Below are 21742 nucleotides of genomic sequence, written 5' to 3'. Positions count from 1 at the left end.
GGGTTAGATTTTAGAGCCAAAATATCTATACTAATTAAAAATTATATATATAATTTTTAATTAGTATAGATATTTTGGCTCTAAAATCTAACCCTAAACTTTAACTCCAAAATCCCAAACTTTAACCCTAAAAGTTTAAACTTTAACTTCATTTTTTAAGAAATCCCAAACTTTAACACAAAAATGTAAAATTTTAACTTTTTCTAAAAATTCATCATAAATCTACAACAGTCACAACAAGAATTAAAATGACAATAATATAATTTTTCATTAGCATTGATAGCTTTTATAAAGCTTAATTTATTACACCTATTACTTCTATTAAAGTAATAAAAAATTGAAAACATTTTCTTTTACATCATTGTTAAAACAATCCTTTTTAAATATTTTTCACCAAAAATAACTGCCATTATGGTTATAATTATGATTATGCTTTTTATTTTTTATCCACATATTTATCAATAATTAAATACAAAATTGGTATAATATAATTAAAACAAAGCATATACGGAATGTCGTTAGTTTTAAAAATTATAATCCTTATAAAAATTATCTTACAATTAATAGCCGAAAATCATTTTAAAACTCACTGCTCTATTCCTTTATTCACTTTCAAATATTGTTCATCAATAGTGAGCCTAAGCATAACAAATTCACACCCCCCCCCGATATTAATATTCATATCCTCCTTTACTGGGATACTTAATATCTGGAGAATATAATTCTATTATACATAAAAAAAGCCCATGAACTTCACTTTTAACTTTAAATATCATTCCCCTTATTTTTTATCCTACAAGCAACTTAATCAATTATTTAGATCGCTCATAACCTAGCTCTAAAAAGAATTTATTAAAATACTCTCCATTATAACCAGTCAATAGGGGGATTTCTCGACTACCATTTTTTAAACCATTGTATAAAGTATATAGGGTCTCTTTTATATCAATCGACAAACAATGTTCAGCTATTATAATTTTAAATTAGCAAATTTACCTTCAGTAACAATCGCATCAGAACCCATATTACTACTTTATTGTAGAATTCTCATCAAAAAAAGTTTAGAACAGCTTGTTTTTTTACTTATCAGGTAAATAACAACCTAATAAGGCTAATGTTATTACAAACACCAACCAAAACCCTTATATATGCTCCTTCTCCACCTTACTGCTAAAATAATCTACAAATATATAAGTTTATCCAAATACTATTTTTAGTAAACTTTTAAAAGTTCTACTAAAATAAATTCCTCTAGAAAGAGGGAATATATCAATTTTATCTTTTTTCAAGAATTGTTAAATACTAAATCATTATATTGATTTATGAAAATTAAATATTTAAATTATATCCTTATAAATTTAATTTATAAACACATGCATAAAAATTAAATAATAATGATTTTATTAAAATCAAATTTTATTAAAAATATAAACAAAAGAATTATAAGTTTAAATACTTGTTTCTGTGGAAGATAATTTAAATTAGAATGCTTTACGCTTAAATCAACACCCCTTTAGTTGATTTTTTTAAAACCCTGTTTATAAATGTTTTGATTAATTTTTAAAGACTTTAATAGATGATAATAAAGACCAATCAATATTGTGTTAAAAACATAAATAAGGAAGAATTAATAATGGAAGATTATAAGCTTATGGTAATGCAAATATATTCCAATAATCAATATTTAATAGAATACAATTTATATTAAGTATTGTATTATACTAATTATTGAATTATATTAATTATTATATTTTAAATAAGGAGAGTATTTTTATGAAATATAATATAATTGCGAGCATGTTTGTCTTTTTATTTTTAACTTCCTGCAATCCAGACTTTAGCCCCAATCAAAAAGAAAAAACAAGTAAAGAGACATCTACTTTAACAGATCTGGGAAAAAGTAAAATCCCAGTATCAAGATCAAGAAAAAGTGCAGCTGATTTATCTGGAACAGATATAGCAACAAAAATCAAAGTAGAAGAATCTGTAAATAATAAGAGAATAGAGGAGTCGTTATCATCGATCAATGGTCCAATTGATATGTCAACAGAAGAAAGCTCAAGATCAACTGAGTCAATAAATGACATAGAAGCTGCAGAATTATTAGAATCTACAAAATCTCAAGGAACTTCATCTATAAAAGGTGCCCAAAGTCCAGAAAAAACAGAACAAAAACTAGCTAAAACTGAAGAAAAACAAAGGCAAGAAGAAGAAAAACAAAGGCAAGAAGAAGAAAAACGAACTAAAGATACAATCGAAATACTTACAAAAAAAATAGACGAGATAAATAGAGACATCGATGCCATCAAACATAAAAGTTTGTTTTTAGAGGATGTAAAGAGGGAAATAGTAGCAGCAACAGAAGCTAGAGATAAAATTACAGGCCCTATATATGACCATTTTACCGATGGTAGTAATGCCATACACACTGTTTGGTATGATGTAGATACAGACTTAAAAGAGTTATTGGAAAAATTAAGAGATACTAGAAGTAATTTAAGAGCTAAATTAAATGTAGGCAATCAAAGATATACTTGGGGAGGCAATGAACCCAATCTAAAAGAAAACGTAAAGGTTGTCGAAATTGAATCGGACTTAGATAAACTAAAATCAGAATTAAAGGGGGTTAAAGAATACCTTAAAAACAAATCTAATTTTGAAAAAATTAAAGAGAATATTGTTAACAGTGATGATGAATAACTTTGGATATATCTAAACTTTTTTATATGTAAATAACACCTAGTAAGCAATTTGACTAGTTGTTATTTTTTGCAAATTATTATGAATACAGAAACGTTAAATGATGAAATTTTTTATTGAAAAAGCAAAAGAATTCTCCACTCGCAATTTAATTGTAAGCGCTTTTGAATTTAGGTAGAGGTGAATTTTACACAACAATAATAATATTATTAAATCCAAACACTTTCAATATCAATAGACTATTTATCTTAATCTTACAATTAATTGGTACCGCATCTATCAAAAATAGCAAATTACAATACTCATAACCAGAAAGTCTATATATTCTTTTAAAGAGGTATTGTAATATACAATAACCTAGCTCAACCAATAAAACAAGATTGATTTAGTTATTGGCCCCCATTTTATTGTAAATCGCATTAGCTATAATTGGAAAATTTTATTTCTTAATAGAATTATTTATGAGTCAAAAAATTTAATTAAGACGTCTATATCTTTGCAATGTTGTGTTAAATTTTATTTTATTATTATTGAATAGATAAAATCATGAAAAATAAAATTCAATCACAGCTTAGATTATTATTAAATAATAAAATTTATCTTACAAAATATTGAAAATACTCCCTTAATAAAAATATAAAACAAGACTAACAACCATCATAATATAAAAAACTTTAAGAAAACCTTTTAATCTAAATAGAATTTTATGTTTCTATTTTCAAAATATCATTCGGTCATTCATTATTCATCAATAGAGAGCCTTTAATTTTTCAGTTGATAAATTTGGATACTTATCAAATATTAGCTTAATAGTATCAGCAAACAACTTTATATCTAATACAATTTCATAGGTTTTATCTTTATTAGCTTGTTTATCTTTTATAGTAAAATGCGCAAGCATATAACCACATCCACTCTTCTTATAAAGAAGTTTAAAAGAATTTGTTAAGTCATTATTAAAAACTCCAAAATTATATGAATTAATGTATCCAAACTCTTTTGAAGTCTCTTTTAACCTAATTTTAGCAACACCAGTTCTATATTGCTCAAAATCAATATTTGATCCCTCAGAAATTAACTTTAGACTTTTAACTTCATAATTATCTTCAAACTCTTTAGTTGACTCAAATGCTATTATTTTAGCTATTGGCACTTCATTGCCCAATATCTTATAGTTATTATCATTAATATAATAAGTATAGCTAAACCATAATAATGATAAAGTTTTAAATCGAATGGGTGAAAAAATATACGAATACTTAAGTCCTTTAAGATCTTGAATCAAATTATTGTTTTTATCTTTTATAGCTCTTAAATTACCAGATTTTACCCATGTAACATAACCTCTTGCAAATAATTGCGAAACTTCTCCCTCTTTTATTTCGTTTAACCTAAATTCTTCATCAACACAATAAATATTGTTATTATCTTCTTTAATATTTTTTTTACTATATTCTTCAATATTTTTATTATTATCTTCTTTAATTGGCTTAAAATCCAAAATTCCAGCCTTGATACTTTCTGAATATTCTAGTGTTGGCAAACAAGAATAAAAAAACAATACAAATAAAAATATATTTAAAATACTTATCGATTTTTTCATAAAATTCTTTTTACTTTAAGTAATTTTTAAAGCCTCTCCATTAATTTAATATCAAAAATTCATAAAATATTTTCTCATTATATCAAAAAAGTGTGCATAAATAGAAAAATAAACATTTAGGATAAAATAATTTTTAGTGTAAAGCTTAAGCTACCTATAGACAATTAAGTTTTACACCAAAAATAGTAAAAACAAAAAAGTATTACGAGATAAATAATATTTTAAAAAAAAAATTATTTATAATAGCCCAATATATAAAAACATAAACCCTAGAATATTTTTTATTTAGCTCAAACTCTTCTGAAATATTTTCAATAGCATAATTTACAGGTTAATTCCAATTAGAATGCCTCGCAATTAAATTAATACCTTTAGTTGATTTTTTACCCCCTACTTATATCTTTCATTATTAATTCTTCCTTATTTATGTTTTTAAACACATATTAACATCTATTAAAGCCTTAAAAATTAATCAAAATATTATAAAACTTCTAACAATGAAAATATTATTATTTTAATAATCTATACTTAATACAATAAATTTTATATTAAGTATTGGATTATATTAATTATCAAATTATATTAAGTATAAGATCTTAAGCAAGAGAGTATTTATGAAATATAGTATAATTGTAAACATATTCGTTTTTCTGTTTTTAGCTTGCAATCCAGATTTTAACACCAATCAAAAAGATATGAGGTATCATTCTAATAAAAAAAGAATAAAATCTAATAAAAAAAGATTAAGCCCTAAAACAGAAGTAAACCAAAAAAATCAAGAAGTAGCAAACCAAAATCAAAGAAAAAAACATGCTGCTTAATGATTTAAGAAACTTAATAGAAACAGCAAACTCAGATAAAGAAAAATATGAAAAAAGATTAGAAGAAGAACCTTCGGACCAATATGGAATATGGGCTTTCAAAAAATTGAGATGGCATGAAGAACCACGCGAAACAGTATCCGATAATTCCGAAAGATCTAAAGCCTATAGAAAATTGGCTTACGAGATCTTAAATGATATAGATACTGGTGAATTAAAGAAATTTTCAGAAATTATAATATTGGCAAATGAAGTAGAAGGCATATTTAATACCTCTAGCTCATTGGGGGTAATAGTCGACTACATAATTAGTCATCTATATCCCAAAAAAGACAATCTAGACAAACTAGAGATTTCGGATTTAGAGAATCTTAAAGATTTGTTTGAAAAATTATTATCTACAAAAGCAATCGTCTCAAAAATGTTAAAACAACTTTTATTAGATTATCAGAATGATAAGAATTCTATACAAACAGATACCATCAAGCTTAAACTTTATGTAGAGGAAATTATAAAACAAATTGAAGAAAACTAGGAAGAAGCAGAAAAGCTAAAAAGTGACATACTTTCAATAAAAAACTTTTAAGTCGTATTAAAATTGTAACAATATAAAAGCCTATCTTTAATAAAGATGGGCTTTATTGTTTAAACAAGTTATTAAATAGATGTAAGACAATAATTTTTACAATCTAATAATAAATAGACTTCGTTAAAAACTTTAAATTTAAAAAGCAATCAACAAAACTTATTACTGAAGTTTTAAATTGACAATTGGGATTGTATTGGCATACAAATACAATTAATGATAATTGCATAAAAATTGTTTAAATTTTACAAGTAATTACTTATATGTTTTGCTTTATTTTTTAAAAATTTAAATCAGAATATTCTTTAAATATCTTGTTTAAATAATCTTTATTATTTTAAAAAATCTCATCTAATAAATCCCTTGTAATTATTTTATTATTTTCTTTCATATCCTCTTCAATTGGCTTAAAACCCAAAATCCAGCCTTGACACTTTCTAAATATTCTAGTGTTGGTAAACAAGAATAAAAAACAATATAAAAAAATATATTTAAGATACTTATATCCTTTTCATAAAATTCTTTTTACTTTAAGCAATTTTTAAAGCCTCTCTATTAGTTTAATGTTAAAAATTAACAAAACATTTTTTCATTAAATCAAAAAAAGTATTTATAGCTTAAAAAATAAATATCTTATAACTCGGAAGATACTTGTCGATAACTTAAGCTTTATATAATTGCCAATGGGAATATATTACTTTTATAATCTTTTAAAAGATTATAAAAGTAATAGTTCACTTTATTTATTTTACAATTTATTCACTATATAAAAGAATAGACTAACTAAAATACCTACTATCGCGCCTTGAGAGGCTAATACAATTCCTATCATCCAATTATGAAGTTTTAATTTACTATCGAATTCGGTTTTTAAGCTTTTAATTTCTCCTTTTACAATATTAATTTCATCTTTTACAGTGCTAACTTCATCTCTTACAAAACCCTGAAGCTCTAGTTTAATAATCTCTAAATCCTTTATTGTTATTTCATTATGATAAAATCTAGTAGCCAAATCACTTGCTAATATTTTATTCATACCTAATCTAACGAGCTCATTATATACATCGTTTTCATTAACTTTTGTCTCTAACATATATTTATTATACTCTTATTTAGGAAATTTAAAAATACTAGTTCATGCAGAATTAGCAGACACAAAAAAAGCCCCTATGGGCAAATATTTTACTACTGAAAACGGAGAGAGAAAAGTTCTCTAACCTAATTTGATAATAGTATATTATATAATAATAATCAAGAGTTAACTTTTTTCTTTTTATCTTTTCTATGATTTTCATAATCAATAATAAGATCTGACAAGATATTATTTTTATCTTTAATCAGCCTCTCTAGAATAAAATATATTCTTTTGGTATCTTTTTTGCAAAAATCATAAACTTCTTTATCTTTCATTAAAATTCTAATAGGTATATTTTGACTACCAACATCTTCTTCTGCATTTTCTTTAATCATATTTTCTTTATATACATATAAAGAGTTGTTCTTTAATATATTTTTATATGTAGCTACAAAGCCTATTTCTTTAACTTTTTCAATCGAAATAGTCCCTTCTAAAACTTTCTCATAAATTTTCAAATACATATATGCTTGGCTTCTAGCCATTACATAAGACCTTATAAACTGTTTAAAACTTTTAAAACCATCATATTTATAAAGTTCTTTTTGTTTGATTTCATATAGAATCTTCATTCTTTGGATTTTATTATTAATATCGGATTTCAAATTTAATTTCAACTGTTCCTTTAGTTTATTATAATTTATCAATTCTTCATCTTGATTATTATCTAAATTTAATTCTTCTCCTGTAGGAATTTCAACCCTTTTATATAAAGTCACTTGCTTTTTATTTTCTTTTTTCTCCATTCTTCTCTCCTATTTTTAGGTAATTTTTGATTAAATTACATGTCCGATATCGGACAACTCTAAATAAGTAATATTATAACTAGCATTTTTGTTAACTATAAAGAAAAAATATTTTTTAAAGTATCTTTTATTTCTTTATGATACATTTCTTTTGTAGAGGGTTCTAACCGCCCGTTTATAAGAACTTTTATGCTATTTGAAAAATGTATCTTGCCCTTAATATATTCTTTATATTCTTTATAAAGCAAATCCTCCACCTCTTTTATCGTTTTTCTATTTTTTATAAACTGGTTCTCTACAATAGAAATATTGTATATTTTCTTCCTAAATTTTATAATATCATTGACTGCATTAATCAAAATAGTAAAACTTTCTATTGACCATATTTCTACCTGAACTGGAATTACAATATAATCCGTAACATTTAAGGCATTCTTTAAAAGAAAATCCAAACTAGGGGGAGTATCTAATAAAACATAATCAAAATTATAATTTTGAATATTTTCATCTAAATGGTGTTCTAAAATAATTTCTTTATAATCAATGGCTTCTGAATTAAATTTTCCCAAAATGGGATGAGAGGGAATTATAGATATATAATCATCAATTTTATAAATGCATTCATTAAAATGGCAATCTCCTTTTAACATGCTGTAGGAATTGTATTTTTCAATATTTGAAATATATCTATTAAAATAGGAAGTTAAAGAATTTTGTGGATCCAAATCAATTAATAGTACTTTTTTCCCCAATTCTTTTAAAACATAAGAAAAAAGTATAGAAAGTGCACTTTTTCCAACTCCTCCCTTGATTGAAGCCATTGTTATAATATCTGATTTTTTAATATCCATTTTTTTAAAATTCCTCCGTCTGGTAATTTTTTATTGTAAAACCTATATACCTTGCTTTCCATTTTTTCTAAATGATTTAACGTAAACTGATAGTACTCGGTGGCTTCTTTTTCTTTTTTTCTTAACAAAGTTCTTAAAGACAATATATAGGACTTAATAGATCCTTTTTTAAACCTAAACTCTATGTAATATAGTTTTTTTATTGCATAAATTTTATTATTTTCTTTTTTAAGAAATAAAGGTTTTTTAAGGCGATCCCATCTATATTTTATTCCTAAAAATTTATCATTTTCTTCTAATGCAAAAAGATTAAAAAAGTAATAATCTTTATTAAGATTATTAAATTCTTGAAAAACAAGTCTGAGTCTTTGTTCTTTGTTAGTAACTCTGAAGCCAATTAAATGTTTAAATATTTTTGTGTAGTATACTTTTTTGCCGTCTATTTCTTCTACTTTACTAAAGGTATCTTTCTTAATTAAAATGTTGCTAATCTTTATCAAATCTTTTTTTTGTTTTAGTTTTTCAAGCAATCTACTCAAATTTTGATCCTTTTGTCAAAATGTTGGTTAAAATATTATCAGCTATTATACTTGCATGTCCTGAAAAGTTATTTATTTTATTTTCTTTCCATTTAGTAACATAAATATCTTTAAATTCTCCTGCAATAATGTAGAAATCGGTTTTATAAGGAGCATTTTTTCTCATAAAATGAATTTTATGTTTATAAAGATTTAATTTAGATAAAAAAAATTCTTTAATATCTTTTGCCTCATAATCACATTTTAAATAATTTTTAAAATCTTTATAGTTTAATAAAGTATTTTTTAGAGTTTTAATTGGATTTTTAGTGTTAGAAGTTATTGATTTAATTCTTTTAAAGAAAGATTTTTCTATAGAATTCTTATTATATATATTTATATGTTGTTTATTATATACAGTGATATTTTCAGTGATATTTTCAGTTTTGAAATATTCTTTTTTTTCTACTAAATCATCTTTTTCTTCTTTTACTTTCTTAATTAAGTCTGATTTAGTGTTGCTAAAATATGCATCAATCAATTTATATGCAATAGGTGATACTTTATATATACAAAGCTTTCCTTTGAATTCTCCAAAGTTATTTGAAAATGTAAGTATTCTTTTTTCTAATGCTTTCAGCTTAACTAAAAATCTTAAATCTATTCTTAGAGTATTAATTGTGGTTTCTTTTTTATTTTCTTTATGTATATTTGAGTTTAGTACGCGAAGTATATCTCCTTGATGATGAACTCGAAGCGCTTTTATTTTTTCGTAAGTAAAGTGTTCTTTGTTAATTAAGATGCTGTGTTTTTTTTCAAACTCTTTATTTAAGTAAATAATAACCGAAATAATTTTTTTAAGTCTGCAGATTTTACTAAGTAGTTTGTTTTTATAGGTTTGGTGGTCATGGCTAGGTATAACTGATTTCATTTTTAATCTCCATTTTCAGTGTATTTTTATTAGCAATAACTTTATTATAATCAAAATATTTGATTAATTTCAACTCATGAAGTATAATTTTTTTAAATCAAAGATTATAGAAAGAGTTTTTTTTCATCCTATAATTCCTTTTTAGATTCTATAAGAACGGACATCTATCAGGGCATTATCTACGAGAGTTTTACTTCGGGCAGTTTCTACCTTAGTTTTTATTTCTTTATAATAATAAGCCTTAAGATTTAGAGTTTCATTTATATCTCTATCATGAGTCGTGCAGAAACTACTATAAGTCCATCTAGTATTACTTAATTTTAGAGTTGTATTTTTAATATCATAATTATTGCATAGTTTACTTGATGGGAAATATCTATCTACTTTATGAAAAGAGGAGGCCAAGCTGCTTTGATTTACATGATAATTGTATTACAAATCTATATTGTTTTAAATCATTAATATTTTCTCTGAACATCCTTTTTATATACTTCGAATTGATAAGTTTTTTATTACTATGTTTTTATATTATTTAGTTGTAAAGTAATAAGATAATTTATGTAAAAAGTCTTTTCTTTGATTTGAAATTTCCTTATGCAGCTTAACAACTCTTAATCCAGATTAATTCTATTAATAAAACCTTTCTGTTTTTTTGGCAGTTTTCTTTACTATTTATTAAGCCCATTTTCATTTTTTAGTAAATATTTAGGATTATTTGGGGGCCCTCGTTACTTGTTAAAAAGTTGTAAATCAAGAACTTTGGTTTATTTTTTAATTTTAGGAGAGGATAATTATGAACAAAAAATGTTTACTATTTATACTTTTTTTGTACCGATAAGTTTTTACAAGAATTTTTTACATCTTTGCTATTTGCATAATTCTGAACAAGATTCTTCTAAAAATAAAAAATTAATAAAAGATTAGATAATTATAATTTTGAAAATGAAAAGGATAGAAGCCCTTTTTTACCTATGCTCCATAAATTATAGGTTGTTTAAAAAAATTAGGATTAAGGAAAAAAGTGGTTTTTATATGTTCGTGATGTTATGAGTGTGTTATACAAAATAAATTGATAACTTTAGTTATATTTATAAAGCTTGAAGCTATAAATTATCTTATAGATTGTTATCTCCATCAAAATTTTGATTATTTAATAAAATTAGGCTTATATAAAATTGATTACGCTGATAAATATGGAGAAAAAGCTAGAAATAGATTTAAACAATCTTATTCTAGAAATAAAGTATTTACAGTCAAACAAATATTAAAACAAACTTTGGTTGATTTGCCTAAAGATTAGATTTTTAAAGTTAAAAAAGCAATCTTAGAGCATATTATGAGTATTAAGAATAGCTAAAAAAGATTTATAAATAATATAAATGGGTTTTATAAACATTGTAGTTATTGTAGGCATAAATAATGAAAACTAATAACATTATAAAAACAAATGATCCAAATATATCTCTTTATAAAGAACTGTCAGAAGATTTTATTAAAAAAGAGAATATTAATAAACTAAAAGACTTTTTTATTCTTATAAAGAATAAGCTTTCTTCAATAGATGATAATTCAACAGAAGCAAATATAGAGTCTTTACTAAGATTTATATTCGAAGAACTAAATTATTCAGCAGAACAACAAAAAGGTGGTCAAATAGAAGGGGTGGAGTCTAAAGTAGATATATTACTTTTTGAAAATGATAAAGATAAAGTAGATTTTAATAATAAATTAGAAGAAGCTAAAAAGAATAATGAGCCTATTCCAGCTGAAGATATCTTACTTATAGTAGAAGTTAAGCGCCCAACATTTAGTTTTAATACTAAAGATAAAGTAAAAGAAGCAGAAGATCAGCTATATAGATATCTAAATCAATATCAAAAACATTATGGGATACTTTCAAATGGAAAAGTATGGAGATTATATGACAAATCCAAAATACTTTATGGAGAAAAAAGATATATTGAATTTAATTTTTCTAAAATTGAAGAAAAAGAAGAATATAAAGAACAAGAATGGTTTGTTTTGTTTATCTATCTTATAAGAAAAGAAAGATATCTAAAGACAAGCAATGTAATAGAAGTTGAAAAAGAACAAATAGCTAAAGAAAAAGAGATAATTCAAAAAACTCTAAGAGAAATACTTTATGAGAGACCTGACGATTCTATAGTATTTAAAATTGCAAAAAATATATATGATAAAGAATTTAAAGTATCAGACAAAGAAATTACTCAGCATATTTTAGCTAGCATTCTTGAAGAGTCAATTATTTTTATTTTAAGAATATTTTTTATTGCATATATTGAAGATAACGAAATTTTTAAGAAAATATTAGAAGAAAATAAGCTATACAGGTCTTCTATATCTTTTAGATATTTTTTTTATGATGAAAATACAAAAAATAAATTAGGATATAAAAAAATAATAACAATTTTTAATTTACTTGATAAGGGAAGTGATGCAATAAAGTTTCCTATATTTAATGGAGGATTATTTGCAGAAGACAAGGTTAAATATTTAAATAATGAAAGTTTACTAAGTATTAGTGAACTTGAAGAAATACTGGTTAAAATACTTTTCTTTGAAGAAAAAAATATTAAAGATGAAAAATTTGTAGAGTATTCAAAGCTAGATCCTAAAAGTTTTGGAGAATTGTACGAGACTCTACTTGAATATGACCTAAGAATTGCAGATACCACTGTTCATCGTATTGTTGAAGACGGGGTTTATTTCATTCGTACTGAAGAAGAGCTTGAAAATAAGCAAGTAAACAAAGTTGCTATATACTATAAAGGTAATATTTATCTTACATCTAGATCGCTTGATAGAAAGAAAAGCGGAGCATATTATACCCCAGATGACTTAACCGACTTTATGGTCATATCATCAATTGAGGAACAGCTTAAAACTAAGTCCCCTTTAGATATAAAAATAATTGACAATTCTTGTGGATCGGGTCATTTTTTAATTTCTTGTCTAGATTACTTAACAGAAAAAGTATGGTATCAGATAGATAAATTTGAAGATGTAAAAAAAGAGCTTGATAAAGAATATAGAGCTATTCTTAAAGAAAGTGAAGAATACGACGTTCAAGAAAATATAAGTAAAGAATTGGTACTTAAAAGGATGCTATTAAAGAAGTGTATTTATGGCGTTGATATTAATCCTATTTCGGTTGAAATTACTATGTTAAGTTTATGGATTAATACCTTTATTTTTGGAACACCACTAAGCTTTATTGAACATCACATAAAAGTAGGAAATGCCTTACTAGGATATACTAAAGATGAATTTTTTGATATTACAAAAAAGAAATTTGAAAGTGGATTTTCTTTATTTAAAAAAAGAATTAAAGAAATTACAACTATTTTAGAAGATAGCTATCAAAAAATTAAAGGCATTAACGATACTACTAAAGAAGATATAGAAAAATCTAAAAAGATATACAAAGAATATGAGGAAAGTGAAGATATAGATAATTTAAGAATAATATTTTCTTTAATTAAACTTTATTCATTGTCTTTTGACAAATCTTTGAATATAGAATTTAGTGATATTACAACTGTAATTAGTTTAATTGAAAATATTTTGGTTAATAAAATTTCTAGTGAAGATAAAGAAAAAATAGAAAAAATTAGAAAATTAAGTAGTTATTATAAATTTTTTCACTATGGAATTGAGTTTCCAGATATTGAGGAAGGATTTGATATTGCAATTGGAAATCCTCCGTGGGAGAAAACCAAGTTTGATGAATCTGAATTTTTCTCAAAACACATTCCTAATTACAGAAAACTAAGCATAAAAGACCAAAATAAAATGAAGCAAGAAATACTTAGTAAAGACACACATCCTTTGAAGATTGAATACAATGAAGAAAAAAATAGTATAATTACTATTAATAATATTTATAAAAGTGATTTTAAAGATTTTACTAGTGGTGGTGATCCGAATCTTTTTAGATACTTTATTAGATTTAATTTAAAACTAATAAAACCGGGGGGCAATCTAACTTATCTAACCCCCTCAGCTCTTTGGAGCGAATCTAGTTCTAGGTTGCTCAGAAAGCATATATTTGCTAACTATAAACTTAATTATATTTATCAATTTCAAAATCAAAAGAGATTTAAAGATGTAGTATCGCTTTTTAAATTTGTAATATTTCAACTAAGTAATACCAAATTCCCCACATCTGCTTTTAAAGCAAAATTTATGATTCAGAGTAGTGATAATATTTTAAAAGACATAACTAGAGATTTAAAAGACAATAAAGACGATCCTTATAAAGGAATTGAATTAAATATAGACCAAATTAAAAAACTATCTCCTATTCAAGAATCAGTTATTGAATTCAAAGATAATGAAGAATTTAGCTTAATTAACAAGATGTTTAGTCAATTTGGTATTTTTAGTGAAAAATATATTGATTTTCAAAAAGGGTTAGACCCAAGCATTAATAATCGTAAATCTTTATTAAAAGAATATAATGATGAAAACTTTATATTTCTTTATTCTGGAGCCAATATTCATCAATTTAATTCAAGATTTTTCATTTGTGATGATGCAAAAGAAAGGTCTAAATTACTGTGGATAGATAAAGAAGATTTAAAAAAAATATTAACCAAAGATAACCAATGTCAAACTGAAAGAGTATTCTATAGAGATATTGCAAGAAATACAGATGTAAGAACCATGATTAGTACTTTGTTGCCTAAAAATTGTTATTGTGTAAATTCAATGTATATAAATTATGAAAAAACACCAATATCTATTTATAAAAAATTATTTATTATATCTATTTTTAATTCACTTGCATTTGATTTTTTGCTAAGAAGATTTGTTAATATACATGTTCAAAAATCATATTTATATCAATGTCCAATGCCTCAGCCCGAAGAAAAAGAAATTTTAAGTAATTCTTTATATCTAAATCTTGCAAGAAATACTTCGCTATTGGTAGCTAAAAATGATCCGAGGAACTTTAAATATTTACTTTACTTAGAACATTTTAAGTTTAGTAAAGAAGAAGTTGATAAAATCTTAAATCTAGATACCAAAGATGAATTTTTTAAAGAAAAAGAAAATGAAAATAATTTTATTGTAGCCAGTCTTTATTCACTAACCAAAGAAGATTTTATGGTTTTACTTAATGACTTTAAGGTGCTAAAAAATAAAAAAGGAGAAGACTATGTTTTGTCTTTAATAAAAGGATATGAGAATTATTTAATAATAAATAAACTTAACTCAACAATTCAATCTTAGTTAATTCTTTTAAAGAGATCATTATTAATTTAATGAAATTAATGAAATATATGTTTTTACGAAAAATTTTACTATAAAATGATGAAAAAGTTCTTTTTAAGAAAGTGATGGGGAAGCTAAAAAGCTTTAGAGAAATTAAAGAAAATAATATTTATAGGTATGTTATTAACATTTTATAATTCTTTTTGTGATACGTATATAGGGTAAAAGAAGATGATTTAGTAAAAATTATTGGTAATTTATAAAAAGAGTTTTTATGGTTTTTTATATTAATTAACTAGAAATTTATTTTTTTAAAAGCATATTTTTTTATAACATGTTTTAATAATATTTTCTTATTTTTTATATTAATAAATCAATTAAGTATTATTTAAGATGATCTACGCTAAATATCCCACATTTTATAACTTTAGAAGTTATCTCTTTCTTTTAAATAACTTTTAAATCTTGCTAAATCATCTCCAATGTCACCAACTTCTACAGTATTTTATTTTCTTTATCATCTTTTATTTTGCTTCTTAAAGTGCTTCTAGTATTTTCTAATAAAAAAAATCTATTTATTAAAAATTCCACCAGGTTATTTATTATTCATCAAATCAATAGGAAGCTTTAATTTTTCTTTTAATAAATCTGGATACTTGGCAAATATTAGCTTAACAACATCATTAAATAGTTTTATATCTAATACAATTTCATAGGTTTTATCCCCACTAGTTTGCCTATCTTTTATAGTAAGATATGTAAACATATAACTACATTTACTTTTTTTATAAAAAAGAGTAAAAAAATCTGTTAAAGCATTATTAAAAACCTCAAAATTATATGAATTAATATATCCAGCCTCTCTTGAAACTTCCTTCAAAGTAATTTTAGCAAAACCATCAGTTCTATATTTCTCAAAATCAAAATTCACACCTTCAGAAATTAACTTTTAGGCTTTTAACTTCATATTTTTCTTTAAACTCTTTGGTTGACTCAAATGCTATTATTTTAGCTATTGGCACTTCATTGCCCATTATTTTATAGTTATTATCATTAATATTAATAAGTATAACTATAGCTAAACCATGATGAAGTTTTTTTAAATTGAATGGGTGAAAAAATATACGAATATTTAAGCCCTTTAAGCTCTTAAATTAAATTACTATATCTGTCTTTTATAGCTCTTAAATTACCAGATTTTCCCATGTAACATAACCTATAAAGAATCCCCCATAAACTTCTCTCCTTCTTTTATTTCGCTTGACCCAAATTCTTCATTAATACGGGAAACATTTTTAATATTTTCTTTAATATCTTTTTCATTATCCTCTTTAATTAGCTCAAAATTTAAAATTCCAGTTTTAGTGTTTTTTAAAGAATTTGATCTGACAACACAAGAATAAAAAAGTGATATAAAGAAAAATATATTTAAAATGTTTATACTCTTTTCCATAAAATTCTTTTTGCTTTAATTAATTTCTAAAGCATTACTCCATTAATTTAATATTAAAAATTCATAAAATATTTTTTCATTATACCCAAAAAAGAGTTAGCTAAAAAAAATGAACTACTTATTCTATAATCTTTAATTTAAAGATAGTAGCTCATCTAAGTAATTTTACTAGTATTAAAATGAAAAATTAATTATATATTCATTATTTTTATTTTGTAGGTTAAAAATATTTACACTTCAAAGCTTGACTTTTTGACAAAAAAGCATTTCAGTTTTATTTAATACCTAGGAAGAAACTTTTTAATGAACTCGATTAAGAATAGAATAATTCTGATATCTTAGGTGTCAAGTATTTAAAAAATATATTTTTAAATACTAATCAGGATGAAAATTTAGCAATCTAAAGCGAATTAAAAGAACAATTAAAATTAAAGTTATAGTTGCTATTAATAATAAAATTAAATAAAAAGACCTTTATAAATATGATGGTTTTAAAAGTTTATGAAAAAGTTTTAAAATATGCTGTTTCTATTGATAATATTAAATAAATAGGATTTATTAACTTTTATCAATATTTACAAAAAAATGATTTATATAACATAAACCAAAAATATATAAACAAAAATAATAATGAAAATATATCCATTAGAATTTTAATGAGAAATAAAGAACTATATGATTTTTAGAAATAAGATGTAAAAAGAGTTTATTTTATATTAGAAGAGTTTTATAAAAATAAAAAAGTGAAAAAAAATAAATAATTTATCTTGATTTAAATTATTAAATTGTGATAATCTGATTTTGATTAGAAATTTTTTTCTTTCCCATAAGTATTCTAATATATTATCCAATAAAAGGGCTTTTTTTGTATATATTCCCTTAATCTTAAAGATATTCTTTATTTATTCAAGATCCTACTTTTCAAACTTTACCTTAAATAATAATGAAAAATATGTATAATAAACTTAATATATGAACATAAAAAGAATATAAAATAGATTTTGGACTTTATATAAAGAAATTCTTTAAAGCAAAAGAAGTATCTAATAATAAAAAGTTTGTTTTTAGCTTTATAAATGTATTTGGGCTTAATAAAAGAATAGTCATAAAGCAATAACCTTTTTTAATTTATCAAGCAAGCGAAAAGTAGTAAGCGTACTGTTCTCTACCCATAAGAAGTATTCTTTTTTGGAATAATTAGAGGTGGTAAAACTACTTTAGATTAATCTTTTATTGATGTCCATAAAGCTATGCAAGAAAAAATAATTTAAATAGTGTAAAGATTTTAAAAAAAACAAGTTAAAGGCTTTTTAGATACAAAAGATAAAATAAAAGAAGAAGAGCGGATTGGAGTTTTTAGAAATCTGGATCAGAACTTTATCCAAAAATACGAATTAATGCGAGCTTTAGGACATCTATAAGGGCAAGTTAAAGATCTAAAATTAAAAGAGATTGATAAAAAATCAAAAATTAGAGGGTAAAATAGATAAAGTGATCTAAACTACTCTTTTAGAGTATATTGTGAGCATGAAAAAGAAATAAAAGAATTTAATAACCTTACACGAGTATTTTAATGTCTTTTCCATAAGAAGGATATTAATAATATCTATTTATTAACTTTTTTTATTATTAAATTTGTATGTCACAATAATAGATAATGTACAAAAAATAAGTATTAATAAAACAAATGTATTTATAGCACTTATAAAATTAGTTAAAATTGAACATATACCTAGCGTTAAAAATGAAAATATACGAGATAATGTACTATTAATAGAAGTTAAGGTTCCTAAAACTTTTGAATCTACATTTTTTTTAAAAAAATATTCTAAATTATTAGAATAAACAGAAATTAAAATTACCAAAAATATGATTATAGTAATACATATGTAAATATGTGAAACTATTTTTATTAAAACCGATAATAAAAATATTATAGCTAAAATAACATAAATATCATATTTTGAATGTTTAATTTTTCTAAATATCCATGCTCCTATAATATCTGATATGCGAAATAGTACATATATGATTCCAAATATACTAATAGATATATTTTTATCAATAAAAATTGCTTGCCAGTATAAATAAAAGGGTTGATAAAAAAATTGAATAGAGCTATTTAGAATAAATACTTCTATAAGTTCTTTAGATTTTAATAATATTATTATTTTTTTAAAAAACTTTATAAGATATAAAGTTAAATCTTCTTTATTGTGCTTATGATCTGTATTTTTATCATTTGGTATGAAAAAAATTGTAATTAAAGAGGATATTAGATATATTAACAATGAAATTAGGTAAATTTTTATATCAATGTGTAAATATAGTACACTTCCAATATATCCACCTAAAATAGCACCAATACTTAGTATCATTTTTACAAATGATATAAAAGCTTTTAGCTTTTTTGAATTATTTTGGTATAGCTTAGTAAAGCTAATATCGATTGTCCCGGTGTTAATAGCAGCTGACATCCCATATATAAACCAAGAAATACAAAGGAGTACGAATGAAGAAGCTTGAAAAATAATAAAATAAGAAATCATTAGCAAAAAAATTGATGTTAAATAAACAATTTTTCTATCAAAAATATCTGATATTATTCCTGATGGAAATTCAAAAATAATAATTGCTGCCATATAGCAAATTTGTACTATAGTAATATTTTTTAGTGATAACCCTTTATTTATTAAAATAATAGTTAGTACAGCATGGGGTAACGTTCTTCCAAGTTCTGACAAAAATAATGAATAAAAATAGTATTTTAAATGTTTGCTTTCTATCATAAATCTTTATTATAATAAAACACATAAGTGCTAATAAAGCTTAGCATTACAGAATATATCCTAACGCCAATCAAAAGAAATACTTTTTAAAAGTATTTAAATGCGTAAGATTTTTGTATAACAAAATGTTAAGTGACAAGAAAGATTATTATGAAAAAAATAAACAAAGTCTTATTACTTATCCAAGTAGATATAAAGAAGAATTTCCATTCTTAAAGGAAGTTTGATAGTTTAGCTCTTTGTAATACCTAACTTGACTTAAATTATGCGTATAGTAATTTTTTTAGAGAAATTAAAAAAGGAGATAGAACGTCAGGATTTCCTAAATATAAAAGTAAGAAAAATAGGCAAACTTTTAAAACTAATAATCAAAAAAATTCAATAAGAATAGAAAATGATTATATAAAGTTACCCAAAATAGGATTTGTAAATTTAGCTCTAAATAGGAACATTAAGAGCAATGAAGTTATTAAAAATGTAGTAGTAGAAAAAGATGCTAATGATAAATATTACATTTCAGTAGCAGTTGAGTGCTTAGATGTTACAAATAGCAATAAAACTAAAGATAATATAAAAGAGGTATTTGGTGTTGATATGAGTATGAGGGAGGTACTTTTTAGTAAGTAGTGAAGAGCTAGAAAATCAATCATCCTAAATATTTACTAAAAAATGAAAATAAACTTAAGAGATTCTAAAGAAAACTATCAAAAAAACAAAAAGGTTCTGTTAATAGAGCTAACTCTAGATTAAGAGTTGTTAAATTACATAGGAAAATTTCAAGTCAAAGAAAGGACTTTTTGCATAAATTATCTTATTACTTTGCAGTTAATTATAAAAACTATATTAATAGAGAACTTATCAATTAAAGGTATATAAAAAGGAATGTTTGGGAAAAGTGTTAATAATTAAGGATGGCATGAGTTTGCAAGACAATTGTCATATAAATCAGAGTGGTCTGAATCCTGTTTGCATAAAGTAGATAGATATTTTCCATCAAGTAAGCTGTACAGTAATTGCTATATTAAAAATACAACTCTAAAATTAAGTGATACTAGGTGGACTTGTAAGAGTTGTAACACTTTGCATGATAGAGATATAAATGCAGATCGAAATCTTAAAGCTTATTGTTATAAGGAAATAAAAACCAAGGCAGAAACTGCCTGAAGTAAAGCTTGTGGACTGTGCTCTAGTGGATGACCGTTCTTTTAGAACCTAAAAAGCTATTATGGTATGAAACAAGAAGCTATTTCGTTTTAATTGCCTTTTTAAATCTTAAACCAAAGAAGCAAGTTGATTAAATAAAATAAAGAATGGTTTACCATCTTATATATAAGGTTATAATATGTGCCGATAGTAATGTGTTAATTAGTAATGTGTTAATTTTGTGTTTGCACCTAATATTTAGGTTGGCAATCGCGATACTTTTATATAAAAACAGCACATACCCTTAATAATAGCAATCTATTTCTAACCACTATTATTATTAAATTGAAGATTATAGAAAAAGTAGTTTACTTATTTAGAATTAAAGTTTATGTAAATCATAGGTTAAAAGTTCTTTGCAATCTTTAGTCAAAAATTAAGCCTATCCTTATTAGGATAGGCTTTTACATTATTAGAATTTTAATATGACTTAAAAGTTTTTTATTGAAAGTATGCCACTTTTTAACTTTTCTGATTCCCCCTGTTTTTCTTTAATTTGTTTTATAATCTCTTTTACATGAAGTTTAAGCTTGTTGGCATCTGCTTTTATAGAATTATTATCATCTTGATAATCTAATAAAAGTTGTTTGAATGTTTTTGAAATAATTTCTTTTGTAGATAATAGTTTTTCCAACAAATCTTTAAGATTCTTTAAATCTGAAATATTTAGTTTGTTTAGATTATCTTTTTTTGGATATAAGTGAATAATCGCATAGTCGATATTACCTTCCAATGTGATAGAGGTATTAAATATATCTTCTACTTCATTTGCTAATATTATAATTTCTGAAAATCTCTTTAATTCGTCAGTATTCATATTATTTAAGATCCCATAAGTCAATTTTCTATAGGCTTTAGATCTTTCGGAATTATCGAATACTGTTTCACGTGGTTCTTCGTGCCATCTCAAGCTTTTGAAAGCCAATATTCCATATTGGTCCTCAGGTTCTTCTTTTAATTTTTTTTCATATTTTTTTCTATCTGTGTTAGCTTTTTCTATTAAGTTTCTTAAATCATTAATTAGCTTGTTTTTTTCCCTTTGATTTTGATCTTCTTCTTGATTTTGATCTTCTTCTTGATTTTGATTTACTTCTTGATTTTGATTTACTTCTTGATTTTGATTTACTTCTTGATTTTGATTTACTTCTTGATTTTGATTTACTTCTTG

12 protein-coding genes and 4 pseudogenes are annotated in these 21742 nt (G+C 23.7%); 5 read left to right on the top strand and 11 right to left on the bottom strand.

All coding sequences use genetic code 11. The features are described 5' to 3' along the window. Positions 1-812: 812 nt before the first annotated feature. A complete protein-coding gene (locus HNR35_RS05800) occupies positions 813-956 on the bottom strand; it encodes a P52 family lipoprotein (protein ID WP_012665878.1) in 144 nt (47 codons plus the stop codon). Positions 957-1773: 817 nt separating this feature from the next. On the opposite strand from HNR35_RS05800, the gene HNR35_RS04705 reads away from it, so the two are divergent. Continuing rightward, entirely contained in the window at positions 1774-2700 is a 927-nt protein-coding gene (locus HNR35_RS04705) for a hypothetical protein (RefSeq protein WP_183224274.1), read from the top strand. Positions 2701-3448: 748 nt separating this feature from the next. Here the strand turns inward: HNR35_RS04705 and HNR35_RS04700 are convergent. After that, the gene (locus HNR35_RS04700) at positions 3449-4303 is read right to left on the bottom strand and encodes a S2/P23 family protein (protein WP_183224272.1); all 855 of its coding nucleotides are present in this window, start codon (positions 4301-4303) and stop codon (positions 3449-3451) included. Between the two features lie 614 nt (positions 4304-4917). On the opposite strand from HNR35_RS04700, the pseudogene HNR35_RS04695 reads away from it, so the two are divergent. Next, a pseudogene (locus HNR35_RS04695) lies at positions 4918-5659 on the top strand (virulence associated lipoprotein). Between the two features lie 799 nt (positions 5660-6458). Here HNR35_RS04695 and bdr read toward each other — a convergent pair. From bdr to HNR35_RS05795, 6 genes and pseudogenes are all read right to left on the bottom strand, one after another. Continuing rightward, on the bottom strand, positions 6459-6803 hold the full coding sequence (gene bdr, locus HNR35_RS04690; RefSeq protein ID WP_012665868.1) for a Bdr family repetitive protein: 345 nt from the start codon (positions 6801-6803) through the stop codon (positions 6459-6461). A 158-nt stretch (positions 6804-6961) separates the two neighbouring features. Next, entirely contained in the window at positions 6962-7591 is a 630-nt protein-coding gene (locus tag HNR35_RS04685) for a chromosome replication/partitioning protein (protein WP_183224270.1), read from the bottom strand. Positions 7592-7686: 95 nt separating this feature from the next. Beyond that, positions 7687-8442, bottom strand: a complete 756-nt coding sequence (locus HNR35_RS04680; protein WP_183224268.1) for a ParA family protein — start codon at positions 8440-8442, stop codon at positions 7687-7689. Beyond that, positions 8415-8981 carry a DUF226 domain-containing protein gene (locus HNR35_RS04675; RefSeq protein WP_040353550.1) on the bottom strand — a complete coding sequence of 189 codons (567 nt, stop codon included), beginning with the start codon at positions 8979-8981 and terminating at the stop codon, positions 8415-8417. The genes HNR35_RS04680 and HNR35_RS04675 overlap by 28 nt, the downstream gene beginning before the upstream one ends. After that, positions 8974-9891, bottom strand: a complete 918-nt coding sequence (locus HNR35_RS04670) for a plasmid maintenance protein (RefSeq protein ID WP_183224265.1) — start codon at positions 9889-9891, stop codon at positions 8974-8976. Before HNR35_RS04670 ends, HNR35_RS04675 begins: the two co-directional genes overlap by 8 nt. Positions 9892-10032: 141 nt before the next feature. Next, positions 10033-10607, bottom strand: a pseudogene (locus HNR35_RS05795) (transposase); the annotation flags it as partial. A 341-nt stretch (positions 10608-10948) separates the two neighbouring features. On the opposite strand from HNR35_RS05795, the gene eppA reads away from it, so the two are divergent. Beyond that, positions 10949-11191: an exported protein A EppA gene (gene eppA, locus HNR35_RS04665; RefSeq protein WP_183224278.1), complete on the top strand. Its 243-nt coding sequence runs from the start codon at positions 10949-10951 to the stop codon at positions 11189-11191. Between the two features lie 119 nt (positions 11192-11310). Further along, positions 11311-15147: a class I SAM-dependent DNA methyltransferase gene (locus HNR35_RS04660; RefSeq protein ID WP_183224263.1), complete on the top strand. Its 3837-nt coding sequence runs from the start codon at positions 11311-11313 to the stop codon at positions 15145-15147. A 577-nt stretch (positions 15148-15724) separates the two neighbouring features. On the opposite strand, the pseudogene HNR35_RS04655 reads toward HNR35_RS04660, so the two are convergent. Together HNR35_RS04655 and HNR35_RS04650 are read right to left on the bottom strand one after the other, a co-directional pair. Then, positions 15725-16582, bottom strand: a pseudogene (locus tag HNR35_RS04655) (S2/P23 family protein). Positions 16583-18195: 1613 nt separating this feature from the next. Then, positions 18196-19371, bottom strand: a complete 1176-nt coding sequence (locus HNR35_RS04650; RefSeq protein ID WP_183224261.1) for an MFS transporter — start codon at positions 19369-19371, stop codon at positions 18196-18198. A 53-nt stretch (positions 19372-19424) separates the two neighbouring features. Between HNR35_RS04650 and HNR35_RS05790 the strand changes: the two are divergent. Continuing rightward, a pseudogene (locus HNR35_RS05790) lies at positions 19425-20535 on the top strand (RNA-guided endonuclease TnpB family protein). Positions 20536-21004: 469 nt separating this feature from the next. On the opposite strand, the gene HNR35_RS04635 reads toward HNR35_RS05790, so the two are convergent. Next, positions 21005-21742, bottom strand: a 738-nt coding sequence (locus HNR35_RS04635) for a CRASP family complement regulator-acquiring lipoprotein (RefSeq protein ID WP_183224257.1), incomplete at its 5' end; no start/stop codon positions are given.

The organism is Borreliella spielmanii, assembly GCF_014201705.1.
Lineage (GTDB): Bacteria > Spirochaetota > Spirochaetia > Borreliales > Borreliaceae > Borreliella > Borreliella spielmanii.
This window is presented reverse-complemented; position numbering and strand designations above follow the sequence as displayed.